General features: G+C 69.9%; 19 protein-coding genes. 10 read left to right on the top strand and 9 right to left on the bottom strand.

All coding sequences use genetic code 11. From position 1 onward, the window contains the following. Positions 1-58: 58 nt before the first annotated feature. The 3 genes from Ate02nite_RS35915 (at position 59) to Ate02nite_RS35905 (ending at position 3,767) form a co-directional block, all read left to right on the top strand. Positions 59-553: a methylated-DNA--[protein]-cysteine S-methyltransferase gene (locus Ate02nite_RS35915; RefSeq protein WP_203812358.1), complete on the top strand. Its 495-nt coding sequence runs from the start codon at positions 59-61 to the stop codon at positions 551-553. A 49-nt stretch (positions 554-602) separates the two neighbouring features. Then, positions 603-3,146 (top strand): valine--tRNA ligase, encoded by a 2,544-nt coding sequence (valS, locus tag Ate02nite_RS35910; RefSeq protein ID WP_203812357.1) that lies wholly within the window; start codon positions 603-605, stop codon positions 3,144-3,146. 75 nt (positions 3,147-3,221) lie between these two features. Continuing rightward, positions 3,222-3,767 (top strand): hypothetical protein, encoded by a 546-nt coding sequence (locus Ate02nite_RS35905; RefSeq protein WP_203812356.1) that lies wholly within the window; start codon positions 3,222-3,224, stop codon positions 3,765-3,767. Here Ate02nite_RS35905 and Ate02nite_RS35900 read toward each other — a convergent pair. Continuing rightward, the gene (locus tag Ate02nite_RS35900; protein WP_203812355.1) at positions 3,764-4,522 is read right to left on the bottom strand and encodes a hypothetical protein; all 759 of its coding nucleotides are present in this window, start codon (positions 4,520-4,522) and stop codon (positions 3,764-3,766) included. The two genes, Ate02nite_RS35905 and Ate02nite_RS35900, sit on opposite strands and share 4 nt — an antisense overlap. A 53-nt stretch (positions 4,523-4,575) precedes the next feature. On the opposite strand from Ate02nite_RS35900, the gene Ate02nite_RS35895 reads away from it, so the two are divergent. Beyond that, a complete protein-coding gene (locus Ate02nite_RS35895; RefSeq protein WP_203812354.1) occupies positions 4,576-5,727 on the top strand; it encodes a DNA recombination protein RmuC in 1,152 nt (383 codons plus the stop codon). On the opposite strand, the gene Ate02nite_RS35890 is transcribed toward Ate02nite_RS35895, so the two are convergent. Then, a complete protein-coding gene (locus Ate02nite_RS35890) occupies positions 5,717-6,688 on the bottom strand; it encodes a 4-hydroxy-3-methylbut-2-enyl diphosphate reductase (protein ID WP_203812353.1) in 972 nt (323 codons plus the stop codon). The two genes, Ate02nite_RS35895 and Ate02nite_RS35890, sit on opposite strands and share 11 nt — an antisense overlap. A 113-nt stretch (positions 6,689-6,801) precedes the next feature. Between Ate02nite_RS35890 and Ate02nite_RS35885 the strand changes: the two genes are divergently transcribed. The 4 genes from Ate02nite_RS35885 to Ate02nite_RS35870 are packed head-to-tail and all read left to right on the top strand — an operon-like array spanning position 6,802 to position 9,380. Further along, complete coding sequence (locus tag Ate02nite_RS35885; RefSeq protein ID WP_203812352.1) at positions 6,802-7,329, top strand: hypothetical protein; 528 nt, start codon at positions 6,802-6,804, stop codon at positions 7,327-7,329. Positions 7,330-7,377: 48 nt separating this feature from the next. Continuing rightward, on the top strand, positions 7,378-7,935 hold the full coding sequence (locus tag Ate02nite_RS35880; protein ID WP_203812351.1) for a hypothetical protein: 558 nt from the start codon (positions 7,378-7,380) through the stop codon (positions 7,933-7,935). A gap of 9 nt (positions 7,936-7,944) precedes the next feature. Then, positions 7,945-9,174 carry an exodeoxyribonuclease VII large subunit gene (xseA, locus tag Ate02nite_RS35875; protein WP_203812350.1) on the top strand — a complete coding sequence of 410 codons (1,230 nt, stop codon included), beginning with the start codon at positions 7,945-7,947 and terminating at the stop codon, positions 9,172-9,174. After that, complete coding sequence (locus tag Ate02nite_RS35870; protein WP_203812349.1) at positions 9,171-9,380, top strand: exodeoxyribonuclease VII small subunit; 210 nt, start codon at positions 9,171-9,173, stop codon at positions 9,378-9,380. Before xseA ends, Ate02nite_RS35870 begins: the two co-directional genes overlap by 4 nt. Here Ate02nite_RS35870 and Ate02nite_RS35865 read toward each other — a convergent pair. Further along, on the bottom strand, positions 9,377-10,183 hold the full coding sequence (locus Ate02nite_RS35865; RefSeq protein WP_203812348.1) for a hypothetical protein: 807 nt from the start codon (positions 10,181-10,183) through the stop codon (positions 9,377-9,379). The genes Ate02nite_RS35870 and Ate02nite_RS35865 overlap by 4 nt on opposite strands. Before the next feature lie 23 nt (positions 10,184-10,206). After that, positions 10,207-10,770 carry a DUF4245 domain-containing protein gene (locus Ate02nite_RS35860; RefSeq protein ID WP_239147957.1) on the bottom strand — a complete coding sequence of 188 codons (564 nt, stop codon included), beginning with the start codon at positions 10,768-10,770 and terminating at the stop codon, positions 10,207-10,209. Between the two features lie 101 nt (positions 10,771-10,871). On the opposite strand from Ate02nite_RS35860, the gene glpX reads away from it, so the two are divergent. Further along, positions 10,872-11,909: a class II fructose-bisphosphatase gene (gene glpX / locus Ate02nite_RS35855; protein WP_203812346.1), complete on the top strand. Its 1,038-nt coding sequence runs from the start codon at positions 10,872-10,874 to the stop codon at positions 11,907-11,909. Here the strand turns inward: glpX and Ate02nite_RS35850 are convergent. The 4 genes from Ate02nite_RS35850 to phoH2 all read right to left on the bottom strand — a co-directional run bounded on the left by Ate02nite_RS35850 (position 11,906) and on the right by phoH2 (position 15,845). Continuing rightward, positions 11,906-12,571: a rhomboid family intramembrane serine protease gene (locus tag Ate02nite_RS35850; protein WP_203812345.1), complete on the bottom strand. Its 666-nt coding sequence runs from the start codon at positions 12,569-12,571 to the stop codon at positions 11,906-11,908. The genes glpX and Ate02nite_RS35850 overlap by 4 nt on opposite strands. Before the next feature lie 38 nt (positions 12,572-12,609). Next, entirely contained in the window at positions 12,610-13,398 is a 789-nt protein-coding gene (locus Ate02nite_RS35845) for a S1 family serine peptidase (RefSeq protein WP_203812344.1), read from the bottom strand. Between the two features lie 70 nt (positions 13,399-13,468). After that, a complete protein-coding gene (locus Ate02nite_RS35840) occupies positions 13,469-14,176 on the bottom strand; it encodes an aggregation-promoting factor C-terminal-like domain-containing protein (protein WP_203812343.1) in 708 nt (235 codons plus the stop codon). Positions 14,177-14,456: 280 nt separating this feature from the next. Next, a complete protein-coding gene (phoH2, locus tag Ate02nite_RS35835) occupies positions 14,457-15,845 on the bottom strand; it encodes an RNA 5'-3' helicase PhoH2 (protein WP_203812342.1) in 1,389 nt (462 codons plus the stop codon). 256 nt (positions 15,846-16,101) lie between these two features. Here phoH2 and otsB point away from each other — a divergent pair, with 256 nt between their 5' ends. After that, on the top strand, positions 16,102-16,917 hold the full coding sequence (otsB, locus tag Ate02nite_RS35830; RefSeq protein WP_203812341.1) for a trehalose-phosphatase: 816 nt from the start codon (positions 16,102-16,104) through the stop codon (positions 16,915-16,917). Here otsB and Ate02nite_RS35825 read toward each other — a convergent pair. Then, entirely contained in the window at positions 16,905-17,675 is a 771-nt protein-coding gene (locus Ate02nite_RS35825) for an isoprenyl transferase (protein WP_203812340.1), read from the bottom strand. The two genes, otsB and Ate02nite_RS35825, sit on opposite strands and share 13 nt — an antisense overlap. Between the last annotated feature and the right edge of the window lie 7 nt (positions 17,676-17,682).

The raw sequence follows: 17,682 nt of genomic DNA, 5'->3' as shown, positions 1-17,682 counted from the left end.
CTTTCCCGCGGCCGGCCCCAACCGGCCAGGCTTTGTTCCGAACCCCCTGGAGGACGCCATGTTGAAACACCACACCATCGACACCCTGGCCGGCCCGCTCACGATCGTGGTGGGTGCGAGCGGCGGCGTGCGCGCGGCCGGTTTCACCGACGACGTGGGCGATCTGCTGTCGCTGATCCACCCGCAACTCCGCGAGGACGCGCAGCCCGACGACGACATCGGGCCGGTCACCGGGCTGGTGCGGTCCTATTTCGAGGGTGACCTGAGCGCTCTCGACCGGGTGGTGGTCGAGCAGCGCATCAGCGGCCCGTTCATCACGCACGCGTGGGTGGTGATGCGCGAGATCAAGCCGGGCAGCCCGGTGACCTACAGCGAGTTCGCCCAGCTCTCCGGGCGGCCGGCGGCGATCCGGGCGGCCGCGTCGGCCTGCGCGCGCAACCCGGTCGCACTGTTCACCCCGTGCCACCGGGTCTTGCGGCTCGACGGTTCCCTCGGCGGATATCGATGGGGACTGCCGGTGAAGCGGCAGTTGCTGGCACACGAAGCGGCCTGAGCGGTGAATCTCGGACGACCGGCAGCGCAGCGGCCCGTAGCATTCAGCCATGACTGATACGGGAACGACCGCGCGCGCCGGTCTCCCCGAGCGACCGTCGCTGGACGGCCTCGAGGACAAGTGGGCGCGCCGCTGGCAGGAGGAGGACACGTATGCATTCGACCGCTCGAAGGAGCGCGCGGATGTATATGCGATCGACACCCCTCCGCCGACCGTATCCGGCGAGCTGCACATGGGCCACGTCTTCTCCTACACGCACACCGACACGGTCGCGCGGTTCCAGCGGATGCGCGGCAAGACCGTCTTCTACCCGATGGGCTGGGACGACAACGGGTTGCCCACCGAGCGCCGGGTGCAGGTCGTCTACGGTGTCCGATGCGACCCGACCCTGCCCTACGACCCGCAGTGGCAACCTCCGGTCAAGCCGGGCAAGGAGACCGTCTCGATCTCCCGGCGGAACTTCGTCGAGCTCTGCGACCGGCTGACCACCGAGGACGAGAAGGTCTTCGAGGCGCTGTGGCGGCGGCTCGGGCTGTCCGTCGACTGGAAGATGACCTACACGACGATCGGCACCCGGGCGCGGGCCGTCTCGCAGCGCGCGTTCCTCAACAATCTGGCCCGCGGTGAGGCGTACACGGCCGAGGCGCCGACGCTGTGGGACGTCGGGTTCCGCACCGCGGTCGCGCAGGCCGAGCTGGAGGACCGGGAACGCCAGGGTGCCTATCACCGGGTGCGCTTCCACGGTCCGGACGGCCCGGTCGAGATCGACACCACCCGGCCGGAACTGCTGCCGGCCTGCGTCGCGCTGGTCTTCCACCCGGGCGACGAGCGCTACCAGCACCTGCTCGGCAAGACCGTCCGCACGCCGTTCTTCGGGGTCGAGGTCCCGGTCTACGAGCACCAGCTGGCCGCACCGGACAAGGGCACCGGCATCGTCATGGTCTGTACGTTCGGCGACCTGACCGACGTCGCCTGGTGGCGTGACCTGCAGCTGGAGACCCGGGTGGTGATCGGCCGGGACGGCCGCTTCCTGCCCGACCGCCCGGCCGGCGTCCCGGTCGCGGCCTACGAGCCGTTCGCCGGCCTGTCCGTCAACGCCGCCCGGCGGGAGATCGTCCGGGTCCTCACCGAGGCCGGCGACCTGATCGGGGAACCGACGCCGATCACCCATCCGGTGAAGTTCTACGAGAAGGGCGACTCGCCGCTCGAGATCGTCACGAGCCGGCAGTGGTTCATCCGCAACGGCGGGCGCGATCCCGAGATCCGCGAGCGCATGCTGGCCCGCGGGCAGGAGCTGCGCTGGTTCCCCGAGCACATGCGGCACCGTTACGAGCACTGGGTGAACGGCCTGACCGGGGATTGGCTGATCAGCCGGCAGCGGTTCTTCGGCGTGCCCATCCCGGTTTGGTACCGGCTCGACGACGCTGGCGAACCGGACTACGCCCAGCTTCTCATACCGGACGAATCGTCGTTGCCGGTTGACCCTTCGTCGGAGTGTCCCCCGGGGCACACCGAGGAGCAGCGGGGCGTTCCCGGCGGTTTCGCGGCCGATCCGGACGTGATGGACACCTGGGCCACGTCGTCGCTCACGCCGCAGATCGTCGGCGGCTGGCACGACGACGAAGACCTGTTCCGGCGGGTCTTCCCGATGGACCACCGGCCACAGGCGCACGAGATCATCCGGACCTGGCTGTTCAGCACGGTCCTGCGCGCCGACATGGAGAGCGACGTGCTGCCCTGGCGCAACGCGATCCTCTCCGGCTGGATCCTCGACCCCGACCGGAAAAAGATGGCCAAGTCCAAGGGCAACGTCGTCACGCCGGAAGACCTGCTGGTGCAGAACGGCTCGGACGCGGTCCGCTACTGGGCGGCGAACGGCCGGCCCGGTGCCGACCTGGCGTTCGATCCGGCTCAGATCAAGGTCGGCCGGCGGCTGGCGACCAAGTTGCTCAACGCCTCGAAGTTCGCGCTCGGGCTGGGGGCCGCCGAGGCGCTGCGGCAGCCGGTCACCGAGCCGCTCGACCAGGCGATGCTGGCCCGGCTGGCCGAGGTGGTGACGGCCGCGACCGACGCCTTCGAGCGGTACGACCACACCGAGGCGCTGCAGGTCACCGAGGGATTCTTCTGGCCGTTCTGCGACGACTACATCGAGCTGGTCAAGGAGCGGGCGTACGCCGAGGGCCCGGCCTCCGACTCGGCGCGGGCGGCGCTGGCGGCCGGCCTGTCGGTGCTGTTGCGGCTGTTCGCCCCGTTCCTGCCGTACGTCACCGAGGAGGTCTGGTCGTGGTGGCGGTACGGCTCGGTGCACACCGCGACCTGGCCGACGAAGTACGAGTTGACCCGGGTCGCGCCCGAGGGCGACACCAGCCTGCTCGAGCTGGCCGGTGAGGCGCTGCGTCAGGTGCGGCGGGCCAAGTCCGACCGGAAGCTGTCGATGAAGGCCGAGGTGCCACTGGCCGAGGCGCTCGGCCCGGCCGAGATGCTCGACCGGCTCGCGCTGATCGAGGGCGACCTGCGCTCGGCCGGCCGGATCGGCAAGCTCGACCGGCTGCCCGACCGCACCCCGGAGCTGGTCATCGCCTGCGCGTTCTGACCGCGTTCTGACCGCGGCTTCCGGGTTCCGGCAAACACCGGGACCCGGAAGCCCGGCCGGGGCAGCATGAAAGGCATGTCGATCGCGCCCGAGCAGGTCGAGGCCCCGGCCACCGACGCTGTGCTCTTCCGGTCCTCACCGTGGCGAACCTTCATCGCCGTCTTCCTGCTGCTGATGGTGTCCTTCGCGGCGGTCTCGCCGATCGTGGCGATCGCCGTCGGCGGCACCGGGAACCCGTGGTGGCAGACCTTCACGCAGGCCGGCGCGATCAGCGCGGTGGCCGCCGGCCTCTACGCCTGGTCGACCCGCGGCGCCCTGAAGACCTGGGTCCGGGTGTCCTCGGGTGGCCTGGAACTGGCCGCGCAGGACAGCGACCCGATCCTGCTGGCCTGGGAGGACATCGAGTCCGTGGTGGTTCGCCGGGTCGGAATGCGGTCGGTGCTCGACGTGACGCCGGTCGACCTGGACCGGGTGCACCCGGTCGACGACGAGGGCCCGGGCGGCCCGGCGATGACCGACACCGGCGACGGCCCGGCCTTCACGGCCGACCTCAGCGAGATCTGGCCGGGCCCCCGCGCCCTGAAGCGCGAACTGGCCCGGCGAATGCCGACCAAATCCTAGAAGTCGCCGCCGAAGTCTCCGCCACCGAAGTCTCCGCCGCCGTCGAAGCCGCCGAAGTCGTTGCCGCCGCCGAAGTCACCGGCGTTGTCGCCGCCGAAGTCGCCCGCGGCGTCCTGGAAGCCGTCTTGGTAGCCGTCGCCGTAGCCCATGTCGCCGAAGCCCGGTGAGAACAGCGCGTCGAAGATCAGCATGCCGCCGAGCACACCGGCCCCGGCGCCGAGCGCGGTCTTCCAGACCGGCGTCGAATACCACCCCGCGGGCACCGGACGGCCCTGCACCCGGCCGCCCGGGTAGTAGTAGGGCGTGTCGGCGCCGGGCTGCGGGCCCGCCTTGTAGGAGTGGCCCTGCACGTTGACCTCACGCTCGCTGGTCAGGTGGCCGGCCCCCTGCGCGCTGGCCAGCGGCGGCAGGTCGGGGCCGGGGTCGAGGCCCATCGCGACCCGGGCCGCGCGGGCGTACTGCAGCCCCTCCAGCGCCGACTCCCGGGCCAGCTGGAACTGCGTGATCGTGTTGGCCTGCTGCAGCTGGCCGCCGGCCGCGTTGTAGCGCTCGCCGGCGTCGGCGAGTGCCTGCCGGGCGGCGGGGTCGTCGCCGTGCAGGTTCATCACCTGGCCGCCGAGCCGCTCGTACCACCGCTGGGCGTCGGCTCGGGCGTCTTCGAGGCGGGTGGCCTGCGAGGCGGCGCCGTTCCGGCGAGCCAGCACGACGACCAGGAGAACCACGATGACGATGCCCAGGATCAGCAACACACTCATGTTTCAAAGGTACCTGCACGGTTCTTGTCGTACCCGTCTGGCAATCTTCGAACGTGACCGTCGCAACGCTGGCCGTAATTCTCATCTGTTTGGCGGCCGGAGTCGCCCTCGGCTGGCTGGCGGCGCGCTTGCGGGCGGCGGCCGACATCGCCCGGCTCGAGGCGACCGTGCAGGCCCACCGCGACGGTGAGGAACGGCTCGAGCAGTCGATGCGGGCGTTGTCCTACGAGTCGGCCGCCCAGTCGCAGGAATCGGTGGCGCTGGCGGTGGCTCCGCTGCACGAGACGCTGCGCCGCTACGAGCGCCGGGTCGCCGACCTGGAGCGCGACCGGGTGGACGCCTACGCCGAGCTGCGTGAGCAGGTGCGGGCCATGGGCCAGGTCTCCGGCGAGCTGCGCACCGAGACGAAACAGCTGGTAGCGGCGTTGCGCACGCCGCAGGTGCGGGGCCGGTGGGGCGAGCACCAGCTGCGCCGGGTGGTCGAGGCGGCCGGCCTGTTGGAGCACTGTGACTTCGCCGAGCAGGTCACCGCGTCCACCGACCAGGCGGGCGTCCGGCCCGACCTGGTGGTCACGCTGCACGGCGGCCGGAGCGTGGTGGTCGACGCCAAGGCGCCGCTGGATGCCTACCTGGCGGCGGCCGAGGCCCGCGACGAGCGCACCCGGGACGAGCATCTCGGCCGGCACGCCCGCCACCTGCGCGGGCACGTCGACGCGCTGGCGGCCAAGGAATATTGGACGGCGTTCGAGCCGTCCCCCGACTTCGTGGTGCTGTTCGTGCCGGCCGACCCGTTCCTCGACGCGGCCCTGCAGCACGACCCGTCGCTGATGGAGCACGCGTTCCGGCGCAACGTCGTGCTGGCCACCCCGGCCACGCTGGTGGCCATGCTGCGCACGGTGGCCTATTCGTGGCGGCAGGAGGAGTTGGCCCGCAACGCCATCGAGGTGCACAACCTGGCCCGGGAGATGTACGGGCGGATCACCACGCTCGGCGACCACGTCGGCAAGCTGGGCGCGGCCCTGGGCGGGGCGGTGACGGCGTACAACCGGGCGGTCGGCTCGCTGGAGTCCCGGGTGCTGGTCAGCGCCCGCAAACTGGCCGAGATGGGCGTCTCCCGGCAGGAGCTGCCCACCCCGCCCCAGGTCGAGACGGCCCCCCGGCAGCCGCAGTCACCGGAGTTGTTCGAGGAGCAAGTCAGGCCTTAGCGGCGGCCGCGGCCTTCATGTCGCGCCGCAGTTCCTGCGGGAGCGAGAAGGTGAGCCGCTCCTCGGCGGTGGTGTACTCGGTGACCTCGCCGAAGCCGCGCGCCGCGAGGTGCTGCAGCACCTCCATGACCAGGTCTTCCGGCACGCTCGCGCCGGACGAGACGCCGACCGTGGTGGCGCCGGTCAGCCACTCGTCCTGGATCTCGGACGCGTAGTCGACCAGGTGGCCGGCCCGGGCGCCGGCGTCGATCGCCACCTCGACCAGCCGCACCGAGTTCGACGAGTTCGTCGACCCGACCACGATGACCACGTCGCAGTCGGGAGCGATCTCCTTGACCACGTGCTGGCGGTTCTGGGTGGCGTAGCAGATGTCGTCGCTCGGCGGCGACATCAGCAGCGGCAGCTTGGTCTTGAGCCGGGCCACCGTCTCCATCGTCTCGTCGACCGAGAGCGTGGTCTGGGACAGCCAGACGACCTTGGCCGGGTCGCGCACGACGACCTTGTCGACCGAGTCGGGGCCGTCGACCAGCTGGATGTGCGCGGGCGCCTCGCCGGCGGTGCCGACCACTTCCTCGTGACCCTCGTGGCCGATGAGCAGGATGTCGTAGTCGTCGGCGGCGAATCGCTTGGCCTCGTGGTGCACCTTGGTGACCAGCGGGCAGGTCGCGTCGATCGCCTTGAGGTTGCGCGCCCGGGCCTGCTCGTGCACCTCGGGCGCCACGCCGTGGGCCGAGAAGACGACGGTGGACCCCTCGGGGACCTCCTCGTTCTCCTCCACGAAGATCGCGCCGCTGGCCTCGAGCGTGCTGACCACGTGCTTGTTGTGCACGATCTGCTTACGCACATAGACCGGCGCACCGTAGAGCTTCAGCGCCTCCTCGACGGTCTGGACCGCCCGGTCGACGCCGGCGCAATAGCCGCGCGGCTTGGCCAGCAACACACGCTTACGAGCTTCGGTCACCCGGCCATGGTACGTGGGTCGACCAGGTTGCGACCGTCCTGCGACCGGCGCCACAGGATGGGCCCGAACCGCCGCGAGGGGCGATCGTCTATATCGGCGGGCATACTCGTCGAGTGGCGAACGACGTGTCGATCGATGAGAAGACCAGCCGGTGGACGGCTACGGGGCGGCTGGCGCGCTGGCTGCTGGGCGCGCTCTCCCTGGTGGGCGGCCTCACCTGGATCCTGGTCACCACGCACGGCTGGGTCGACCTGGGCGTCGGCCTGGTGCTGGCGGCGGCCGGTCTGGTGCTGCTCATGCCGCACCGCATTCAACTGCCGCGCCGGCTGACGGCGCTGGTGATGGTCGTGTTCGCGCTGGTGGGCACGGCCGCGGGCCTGGCCGCGCTGACCGAGCGCACCTGCTGCGCGTACGCCGTGATCGCCGATCGCGGCTGGCCGTTCACCTGGCTGCAGAAGGGGGCGATCGCCGACGACCCGGCCACCGCACAGCGGCTCGCCGACGCGTCGAACTGGAACGTCGACCTGGTCTCACTGGCCACGAACGTGCTGATCTGGGCGTACGCCGGGATGTTGCTCGTGGTGATCGGCGTGCTGGTGCGGCGCACCCGGAGTGACCACCGGGTACCGCAGGCCGGATAAGGCCGCATTCGGCCGAATAAGGCCGCTTTTGCGGTGATACTCGGTCGCATGCGCGACGCCGAACCGCGGGCCGAGGACGAGGAAACCGGCCTGGCGTCCGTCCTGAGCATGGCCCGGTTGCTGAGCGGCTGGGGCTGCCTGGGGGTCGGCGCGCTGAACCTCGCGATGGGCGCCGCCGATTTCCGCTACCTGCTCTTCCACGCGGTGCTGCTGATCGCCGGCATCGCCCTGCTGATGGCCGGCGGCCTGCACAAGCGGCCGAGCCGGATCGCCTGGCTGGTCGGCGGGGTGGTCGCGCTGCTCGGCTTCGTGATCGGCACGCTGCCGCGGACCTCGGCCGCGGTCTGCTGCCTGAGTGACTACGACAAGCGGCACGGTTTCCCGTTCACCCTGTTGGCGGAGCGGTCCGGACACTGGCATCTGGACGGTGGCCGGGCCGTGGCCGATCTGCTCTTCTGGGCCTGTGTCGGGATGTTCGCGCTGCTCACGGTGACCGCCGCGACTCCGGCCCCACCCCCGGTGCCGGCCCCGCCGGCCGCTACCGGGCGGCACGCCGAACCCCGGGCCGAGGCGGTGGACGAGGAGAATGTCAGGGGTCTTCCGTAGTCTGGCCCGGTGAGTGAGCCCGAGCCGGCACCGAAGAGCACCGCTGACGAGCCGTGGCCGGTTCGCGTCGTCAGCCAGAAGGTCGGGGCCTGGATCGCCAAGCTCGGCTGGGTGTGGGTCGACGGTCAGGTCGCCCAGATCAGCCGGCGTCCCGGCTCGGCCGTGGTGTTCCTGACCCTGCGCGACCCGTCGGCCGACCTCAGCCTCACCGTCACCGCGCACCGCGACGTGCTCGACGCGGGCGCGCCCGAGCTGGCCGAGGGCGCCCGGGTCACCCTGCACGCCAAGCCGGAGTTCTATCCGGCCCGGGGCACGCTCAGCCTGCGCGCCGACGAGATCCGCCAGGTCGGTCTCGGCGAGTTGCTAGCCCGCCTGGAGCGGTTGAAGAAACTGCTCGCCGCCGAGGGCCTGTTCGCCCGCGAGCGCAAGCGCCGGTTGCCGTTCCTGCCGCAGCGCATCGGCCTGATCACCGGCCGGGCCAGCGCGGCCGAGCGCGACGTCCTGATGAACACCCGGCGCCGCTGGCCGGCCGTCGACTTCCGGGTGATCAACGTGCCGGTCCAGGGCCCGACCGCGGTTCCGCAGATCATCGACGCGCTCAAGGTCCTCGACAACGACGACACCGTCGACGTCATCGTGATCGCCCGCGGCGGCGGGAGCGTGGAAGATCTACTGCCGTTCTCCGACGAGGCGCTGTGCCGCGCGGTCTTCGGCGCCCGCACCCCGGTGGTCAGCGCGATCGGCCACGAGACCGACGCGCCCCTGGTCGACTACGTCGCCGACCTGCGCGCCTCGACGCCGACCGACGCGGCCAAACGCATCGTGCCCGACCTCAACGAGGAGCGGCAGCTCATCGATTCGGCCCGGCGCCGGCTCGACCGGGCGGTGCTCACGTTGATCGACCGCGAGAAACAACGCATCGAGGCGTGGCGGTCGCGGCCGTCGCTGGCCCGGCCGGAGCTGCTGATCGACCAGCGCGCCACCGAGGTGACAGCGCTGCGGGAGCGTTCGGTCCGCAGCCTCGATCACCGGCTGCGCCGCGCCGACGACGACCTGCGGCACACGCTGGCCCGGCTGCGCGCGCTGTCGCCGAAAGCCACCCTGCAGCGCGGCTACGCGATCGTGCAGCGCGCCGACGGCCACGTGGTCCGGGCGGCCGACGAGGTCAAGACCGACGACATCCTGCGAGTCCGTCTGGCCGACGGCGAGCTGCGGGCCGAGGTACGGGAGAGCGAATGAGCGACGACACCCTGAGCTACGAGAAGGCTCGCACCGAGCTGGCCGGCGTGGTGGAACGCCTCGAGCAGGGCGGCAGCTCGCTGGAGGAATCGCTGGCGCTGTGGGAGCGCGGCGAGAAACTGGCCGACGTCTGCCAGCGCTGGCTCGACGGGGCCCGGGAGCGCATCGACGCCGCCCGAGCCGCCCGCACCGAGTCTGACAATTAGCCGTTCAGCACGCTGAGTTCCTCGGCGGTGATCTCCTTGATGGCGCCGGTCGGCTTGCCCTGCGCCTTCTGGGCTCCGTAACCGGAAATGGTGTACGCCCACTTGCCGGCCGGGGTGTCGTCGGCCTTGGGCGCGTCCAGCACCAGCTTGGTGAGCCGGCCCTGGTCGTCGAGGGTCGCGGTGAACGGCACCGACGAGGCGGCGGCACCCATCGACTTGACGACGTCCTCGTCGAGGAAGCTGTCGGCCGTGACGGCCTTGGTCGCGTCGATCGTCCCGGTGATGGTCGAGCCGGCCACCTTGGCGTCGGTCACGGCCTTGACCAGCCCCGCCAGACCCAGCAGGTCGGCGTTGGTCACGTCCAGGTCGAGCGCGCCGTCCTTGCCGATCTTGGCGGTGTCGATGTGCTTCCAGGTCTTGCCGTCGCTGCCGAACATCGACCGGACGAACGCCTCACTCGAGTCGAACCGGAACCAGCGTTCCGTGTCGGTTCCGACGAGTTCCATCGAGAAGGAGTAATCCTTGGTCTTCTCCTCGAGCTTGACCGCACCGCTCTTGCTGGGCAGGTGCACCGCACCCTTCGCCTTCGGCCCGGGCGTCGCCAGCGCGAAGGCGTAATCGCCCTGCTGGATCCCCTTGAGGGAGGCGGCCAGGGCGGCATTCGGGTCGGCCGGCGCGGTGCTGGCGGCGGCCGTCGGGTCGGCGGCCGAGCCGGTGTCGGTCGAGGTCCCGCATGCGGTGAGCGTAAGGCCGAGCAGGCCGGCCAGGGCGGCAGTAGAGATACGGCCCCGTAGATTCGTCATGGCGGGGTAGCGTAGATGGCCGTCTAAGCGAGGGCGGAGGCGAGGGCCTCCAGGTGCTCCACGTCGGTCTTGCCCACCACCACGATCGTCCGGGTCGGCGAGGCCAGCACCAGGGCCTTCTCCCCCGGCCGCGCGTCGTAGACGGTCCACACGCCGTCGCCGGTGCGGAAGTTGCCCAGCGGCTTGGAGTCGCCACCCAGTTCCCCGGGGAGCAACGAGGCCGTCGGCACGCTGCTCTCCACCAGCTGGACCGGGTCCTTGTCGGGGGCGACGTAACCGAGCCGCAGGGTGGCCCCGCCGGTCTGCCGCCGGAAGGTGGCACTCGAGGTGTGCCAGTCGTCGCCGAGGCCCTGCGGCGTCAGCACCGGGAAGGCGGCCGCCTTCTGGGCCTCCTGGATCGCGGAGCTCGGGTCGACCGTGATCGGCGCGTCGCCGCTCAGCAGCGTGCGGTAGATGACCAGCAACAGTGCGATCGGTACGAGCAGCACGCCCAGCGACATCAGCATGTCGCGCGGCGAGCGTTCCTCACGGCGTCCGAGGCGGGGAGCCGGGGCCGTGTTGCTCTCAACGTCCGAGGTGGGATCCACGCACCCATTGTTAACCATGTCGCTGGAACGGGACTTTGCGCATCCGGGCATGTGAGGATCGGTTATCTACCAGCCCCGCAACGTCGCGAGGAGGCACCTGCATGCCTGCCCGGGTTCCCCAGGATCTCGACCGCAACATCGCCCTCGATCTGGTCCGTGTCACCGAGGCGGCCGCCATGGCGGCCGGCCGTTGGGTGGGTCGCGGCGACAAGAACGGCGGTGACGGTGCCGCCGTCGACGCCATGCGCAAACTGATCAATTCGATCCAGATGCGCGGAACCGTGGTGATCGGCGAGGGCGAGAAGGACGAAGCCCCGATGCTGTTCAACGGGGAGCTGGTGGGTGACGGCACCGGCCCCGAGGTCGACGTGGCGGTCGACCCGATCGACGGCACCACGCTGATGAGCAAGGGCATGCCCGGCGCGGTGGCGGTGCTCGCGGTCGCCGAGCGCGGCGCGATGTTCGACCCGAGCGCCGTCTTCTACATGGAGAAGATCGCGGTCGGCCCGGACTGCGCCGACGTCGTCGACATCAACGCCGGCACCGCCGAAAATCTGCGGCGCATCGCCAAGGCGAAGCGGTCGAGCATCTCCGACGTCACGGTCTGCATCCTCGACCGCCCCCGGCACGCCGGGCTGGTCGAGGAGGTGCGCCGGGCCGGCGCCAACATCAAGTTCATCTCGGACGGCGACATCGCCGGCGCCATCTCGGCGGCCCGGATGGAGACCGATGTGGATGTGCTGATGGGCATCGGCGGCACCCCGGAGGGCATCACCGCGGCGTGCGCCCTCAAGTGTCTGGGCGGCATGATCCAGGCGAAGCTGTGGCCGCGCGACGACGCCGAGCGGGAGAAGGCTCTCGCCGCCGGGCACGACCTCGACCGGGTGCTGACCACCGACGACCTGGTGACCGGCGACAACTGCTTCTTCGTCGCCACCGGGGTCACCTCGGGCGACCTGCTCAAGGGCGTTCGTTATCGGGCCGGTGGCGCGCACACCCAGTCGATCGTGATGCGATCCAAGAGCGGGACGATCAGGGTGATCGACTCGTACCACCGGCTGGAGAAGCTCGCGCTCTATTCCGCGGTCGACTTCGACGGCCACCTGCCGACCGTGCCGATGGGCGAGCCGGTCCTCTAGATATCGGTGAACGTCGTGGCGGTCGGGGTGGGGGTAAGAGCCCGCTTCGGCCGCTTGCGGCGGAACAGGACGGCCGCGAGCACGCCACCGAGCAGGCCGAGCAGATGCCCCTGCCAGGAGATCGGCTGGTCGGTCGGCAGGATGTTGTAAAGCTGGTACCAATACAGCAGGCCGATGAACGCGGACACGCCCAGGTTCCACCAGCTGCGCTCGACCAGACCGCGGGCTACCAGCATGCCCAGGTAGCCGAAGATGACGCCGCTCGCGCCGACCACCACGCTGTTCGGGTCGCCGACGAACCAGACGCCGAGGCCGCTCACCAGCATGATGACGAAGGTCGACCAGATGAACCGGCGGCCCCCGCCGGCCAGGGCGAACGTGCCGACCAGGATCAGCGGCACCGCGTTGCCGTAGAGGTGGTCCCACCCGGAGTGCAGGAACGGGCTGAACAGCACGCCGTCGAGGCCGTCGAGGCGGTGCGGGATGATGCCGCCGGCCATGTCGAGCTGACCGGCGCCGATGCCCTGATCGATCGCCTCGACCAGGAACAAAAACGGAATCACGGCGCACATGGTCACGAAGGCCCGCCCCAGCGAGGCGTAGAACGCGTCGGTCCCGAACTTCGCCGCTTCTGACTGTGGGTCGGTGCCGCCGTAACTCATGGTTCGATGGTCCCAGGCGGCAGCAAGCACTGCCAGGTTCAGCTCAACTTGTGGGTGGCGTTACGGATGTCGGTGCGGAACGTCGAGATCTGCGTGTAGACGCCGGGGTAACCGTCCCGGGCACAACCCAGGCCCCAGCTGACGATGCCGACCTGCACCCAGTCGCCGTGCGCGTCCCGGCCGACCATCGGACCGCCGGAGTCGCCCTGGCAGGTGTCGACGGTCTTGGTGCCGGCACAGATCGACTCCTTGGCCACCAGCCGCACGCCGGCCTTCTTGTACTCCTTGGCGCACTTCGTGTCGGGAACGATCGGCACCGTGGCGTAGTGCAGCCGCCGCTCCTGCTTCATCGAGTTCTCCCGGGTCTGTCCCCAGCCCATCACCACGAAGTCGCCCTCGTCGAACTCGCCCTTGGTGAGCGGCAGGACGGGCAGGTCCAGCGCGTGGTCGAGCCGGATGACGGCCCAGTCGTCGCCGCGGGTCTCGTCCCGGAAGCCGGGGGCGCGGAACACCTTCACCGAGCGGGCGGTGAGCGCCTTGGGCGATTTGAGGTCGACCGAGCCCGCGATCACCTTGATGGTGGTGGTGTCCCCGGTGCCGTCCACGCAGTGCCCGGCGGTGAGAACCACGCGCGGCGCGGTCAGCGCGCCGCCGCAACCCATCGAGAGACGCACCATCCAGGGGAACTTCCCGGGCGGAGCGGGCTCGCCACCCACCACCTCGGTGATCGGCCGCGGATCACCGCCGGCGTAGGCCGCACCGGCGACCGCGACCAGCACCGTTGCCAGGGCACCAACCAACAGTCGTGATGCGACATTTCGGACCATGTAGACATTTGATCACAACAAAACGGCCGCGCGGATTAAGCCGCGCGGCCGAATTGTCAGGCTTGTCTACTTAGTACCAACCGGTGCTCTGGGAGTGCGACCAGGCACCGCAGGGCGTGTCGTACCGGCCCTCGATGTAGCCAAGGCCCCACTTGATCTGGGTGGCCGGGTTGGTCTTCCAGTCCGCCGCGACCGAAGCCATCTTGCTGCCGGGCAGGGCCTGCGGGATGCCGTACGCACCGGAGCTGCGGTTCTCGGCGCGGTAGTTCCACCCGCTCTCCTTCTTGAACAGCTTGTCCAAGCAGGGGAACTGGTCGAGACCGAAGCCGGCGTCGAGCATCAGGGCACAGCCGACACCGCGGGTGCCGCTGTACTCGCTGCAGGAGCTCGGGATCTCACCGGTGTAGGCCACCGGGCCACCGCTCTCCTCGGCCTTTTTCTTGGCCGCAGCCTCGGCCGCCGCCTTCTTGGTGGCGATCGCCTTGGTCTCGAGCGTGTGCGCCTTGGTAGCCGCCGCCTTGGCTTCGACGGCCGCCTTCTCGGCAGCGTCGCCCTCGGCCTGACGTTGGAACGCACGAGCTGCGGCGTGCTGGCTCTGCCGCTGCTTCAGAAGCTGCATGTCGTCCACGTCCACCTGAGCGACGTTTGACGCTTCGGAGCTCCGCTGCTGCGCCTGGACCACGTGGTCCTGTCCGAGATACACACCTGCGATCAGACCCGCTACCAGCAGGCCGACCGACGCGACACGCACTCCGACCCGGCTCGCAAGCCGATTCACGAAGTATCCCTTCGTCGGGGGCAATGACGCGGCATGTCCGCCACCAAACCGGTGGTTGGCATGCCGCGAGCACCGCGACCACTCGGGCCGACATCTCGACCTACTTCGATCGAGATGGTGGCCCGACGTCGATCTCCGACGACGATGACCACGCGATGGCGCTCGCCGAACACCATGGCGCAGAGTGAAGTGGATGTGAAACGGTGGCGCGCTCTTGTGACTTTGCTCACATCTCATTCACGCGTAAAACGGGCGATACTTCCCCGGTACGGGGGTCACCTCAAAGGGGAATTTCCTCCAGCAGATCGGTGACAACCTCGGCGATCGGCGACCGTTCGGACCTCGTCAACGTGACGTGGGCGAAGATCGGATGGCCCTTCAGAGCCTCGATCACGGCGGTCACGCCGTCGTGCCGACCGACCCGCAGATTGTCCCGCTGTGCGACGTCGTGGGTCAGAACCACCCGCGATCCCTGTCCGATCCGGGAGAGCACGGTGAGCAGCACGTTGCGTTCCAGCGACTGCGCCTCGTCGACGATCACGAAGGCGTCGTGCAGGCTCCGGCCGCGGATGTGGGTCAGCGGCAGCACCTCGAGCAGGCCACGCCCCATGACCTCCTCCATGACGTTGGCGTGCACCACCGAGCCGAGCGTGTCGAAGACGGCCTGGGCCCAGGGCGACATCTTCTCGTTCTCCGAGCCGGGGAGGTAGCCGAGCTCCTGGCCACCGACCGCGTACAGCGGGCGGAAGACGATCACCTTCTTGTGGCGGTTGCGCTCCATCGTGGCCTCGAGGCCGGCCATCAGCGCCAGCGCCGACTTGCCGGTGCCGGCCCGGCCACCGAGCGAGACGATGCCGATCGACTCGTCCAGCAGGATGTCGAGCGCCACCCGCTGCTCGGCGGACCGGCCGCGCAGACCGAACGCCTCCCGGTCCCCGCGCACCAGCCGGACCGTCTTGTCCGGGTTGACCCTGCCGAGGGCCGAGCCACGTGTGGAATGAATCACCAGGCCGGTGTGACAGGGCAGGTGCTGCACCTCGTCGACCTCGAGTTCGTCACCCGCGTACAGCGACGCGACGTCCTCCTCGCCGAGCTTGAGATCGGCCATCCCGGTCCAGGTCGGGTCGCTGGCCTGACCGTGCCGGTATTCGTCGGCGGTGAGACCCACCGAGGCCGCTTTCACCCGCAGCGGCATGTCCTTGCTGACCAGCGTCACATCGCGGCCCTCGGCGGCCAGTCCCAGTGCCACCGAGAGGATGCGGGTGTCGTTCGAGTCGTTGCGGAAGCCCTGCGGCAACACGCTCTGGTCGGCATGGTTGAGCTCGACCCGGAGGGTGCCGCCCTCGTCGTTGCACAGCACCGGCTGATCGAGCCGGCCGTATTTGATGCGCAGATCGTCCAGCATGCGTAGCGCCTGCCGCGCGAACCAGCCCAGCTCAGGGTGGTGCCGCTTGCCCTCCAACTCCGAGATGACCACGAGCGGAATGATCACTTCGTGGTCGGTGAACCGGCGGAACGCCGCCGGGTCGGACAGCAGGACCGAGGTGTCCAGCACAAAAACACGGCCCTCGGGGGCCGGTTCCGCGTCAGCGTGGCGATCCCGGGAGGTGCGTCCCGTCGCGGCGCGGCTGGTTTTGGTGCCCTCGGCGTCAGATCGGCGTGATGTCACAGGCCTGCTCCAGGGGCGGGCGTGCAACCCGACAACGCCCGCGGTTCGCACCTCCGGCGCCCGGCTCATACACGGGGGCGGATTGCGGGCCCCGTGGCGTACTTGTCGCAGGTCCGGGCCTACCGTCTGGCTCGGGATGACCCCGCGCCATGACTTGAACGCTAGCGGTCAACTGACCAACGCGGAAGTACGCAAATCACGGGCCGGACCAATTTCTCCGGCTCGCAACCGGACGTACGGCGGGTAATCTGACCTCGTGGCTGAGACTCTGCGTCCGAACCGTCCGCTGAGCGTTGCCGACGCATGGGCCGTCACGGCCCAGCGGGCGGCCGAGACCACCTTCTTCTTCGACTTCGATGGCGTGCTGTCGCCGGTCACCGACGACCCGGACGCCTCCCAGCCGGTCGACGCCGTGCCCGGCGTGCTGGAACAGCTGGCGACCACCGTCCGGCGGGTGGCAATTGTCTCCGCCCGGCCGGTCAGCTTCCTGCGATCCCGATTCGCCTCGCTCGAGCGGGTGGATCTCTACGGCCTCTACGGCCTGGAGGTCTGGCACGAGGGCGAGGTGGTCACCGAGCCGGCCGCCCTGCCGTGGATCCCGGCGATGAACGACCTGGCCGAGCGGGCTCGGGCCGAGCTGCCCGGGCAGATCCTGGTCGAGTTCAAACGGCTGTCGGTGGCCCTGCACTACCGCACCGCGCCGCAGCTGGCCGACGAGGTGACGCGCTGGGGTCACGAGCAGGCCGAGGAGCTCGGGCTCAAAATCCAGGGTGGCCGCATGGTGGTCGAGCTCAAGCCCCCGGTCGACCAGGACAAGGGCATGGTCATCACCGAGGGCGTCCGGAACGCGGGCTGCGCGTGGTACTTCGGGGACGACATGTCGGACATCAAGGCGTTCGACGCGCTTCGCGCCCGGGAGGCGGTCGACCCCGGCTTCTTCGGTGTCGCGGTCGCGGTGGCCAACCCGGAGACCGGCGCCGAGGTGTCCAGCGCCGCCGACCTCACCCTCGACTCGCCCGACGCGGTGGCCGAGTTCCTGACCGACGGGCTCCGCCGGCTTCAGGCCCCGTAACGGCGCTGGCGGTTGGCGTAAGACCGCAGTGCCCGGAGGAAGTCGATCCGCCGGAAATCGGGCCAGTTGGCGTCGTGGAAGTAGAACTCCGAGTGCGCCGACTGCCACAACAGGAAGCCGGAGAGCCGCTGCTCGCCGCTGGTGCGGATGACCAGGTCGGGGTCGGGCTGGCCGCGGGTGTAAAGGTGCTCGGCGATGTGCTCGACGTCGAGCACCTCGGCCAGCTCTTCCAGGGTGCCGCCCCGGGACGCGTGCTCGACGAGCAGCGAGCGCACCGCGTCGGCGATCTCCCGCCGTCCGCCGTACCCCACCGCCAGGTTGACCTCGACGCCGACCGTGCGGTCGCGGGTCTTCTCCTGCGCGGCCTTCAGCACCGTCGCGGTGCCGGCCGGCAGCACGTCGAGCGCGCCGACCATGCGCAGCCGCCAGGGATTGCCGTCCTCGGCCAGCTCGGTCGCGAGGTCTTCGATGATCCGCACGAGCGGGTCGAGTTCGGCGGCCGGCCGCTGCAGATTGTCGGTGGCCAGCAGATAGAGGGTGACGTGCCGGATGCCCGCCTGGTCACACCAGGTGAGCAATTCCTTGATCCGGGCGGCACCGACTCGATGACCGTCGTTCGGGTCAACGAAGCCCATTTCACGAGCCCAGCGACGATTGCCGTCGCACATGACGCCGACGTGCTGAGGCACCGGCTTGCCGACAAGCTTTCCGGCCAGCCGCCGCTCATAGAACGAATAGACCAGAGACCGCAGAGACATCGCGCTA

The organism is Paractinoplanes tereljensis (assembly GCF_016862435.1).
GTDB lineage: Bacteria > Actinomycetota > Actinomycetes > Mycobacteriales > Micromonosporaceae > Actinoplanes > Actinoplanes tereljensis.
This window is presented reverse-complemented; position numbering and strand designations above follow the sequence as displayed.

What these genes read in the sequence shown, in the direction of transcription:
- Ate02nite_RS35915 (WP_203812358.1), top strand. Translation starts at nt 59, where the DNA reads ATGTTGAAACACCACACCATCGACACCCTGGCCGGCCCGCTCACGATC.
- valS (WP_203812357.1), top strand. Translation starts at nt 603, where the DNA reads ATGACTGATACGGGAACGACCGCGCGCGCCGGTCTCCCCGAGCGACCG.
- Ate02nite_RS35905 (WP_203812356.1), top strand. Translation starts at nt 3,222, where the DNA reads ATGTCGATCGCGCCCGAGCAGGTCGAGGCCCCGGCCACCGACGCTGTG.
- Ate02nite_RS35900 (WP_203812355.1), bottom strand. Translation starts at nt 4,522, where the DNA reads ATGAGTGTGTTGCTGATCCTGGGCATCGTCATCGTGGTTCTCCTGGTC.
- Ate02nite_RS35880 (WP_203812351.1), top strand. Translation starts at nt 7,378, where the DNA reads ATGCGCGACGCCGAACCGCGGGCCGAGGACGAGGAAACCGGCCTGGCG.
- Ate02nite_RS35870 (WP_203812349.1), top strand. Translation starts at nt 9,171, where the DNA reads ATGAGCGACGACACCCTGAGCTACGAGAAGGCTCGCACCGAGCTGGCC.
- Ate02nite_RS35865 (WP_203812348.1), bottom strand. Translation starts at nt 10,183, where the DNA reads ATGACGAATCTACGGGGCCGTATCTCTACTGCCGCCCTGGCCGGCCTG.
- glpX (WP_203812346.1), top strand. Translation starts at nt 10,872, where the DNA reads ATGCCTGCCCGGGTTCCCCAGGATCTCGACCGCAACATCGCCCTCGAT.
- Ate02nite_RS35850 (WP_203812345.1), bottom strand. Translation starts at nt 12,571, where the DNA reads ATGAGTTACGGCGGCACCGACCCACAGTCAGAAGCGGCGAAGTTCGGG.
- Ate02nite_RS35845 (WP_203812344.1), bottom strand. Translation starts at nt 13,398, where the DNA reads ATGGTCCGAAATGTCGCATCACGACTGTTGGTTGGTGCCCTGGCAACG.
- Ate02nite_RS35825 (WP_203812340.1), bottom strand. Translation starts at nt 17,675, where the DNA reads ATGTCTCTGCGGTCTCTGGTCTATTCGTTCTATGAGCGGCGGCTGGCC.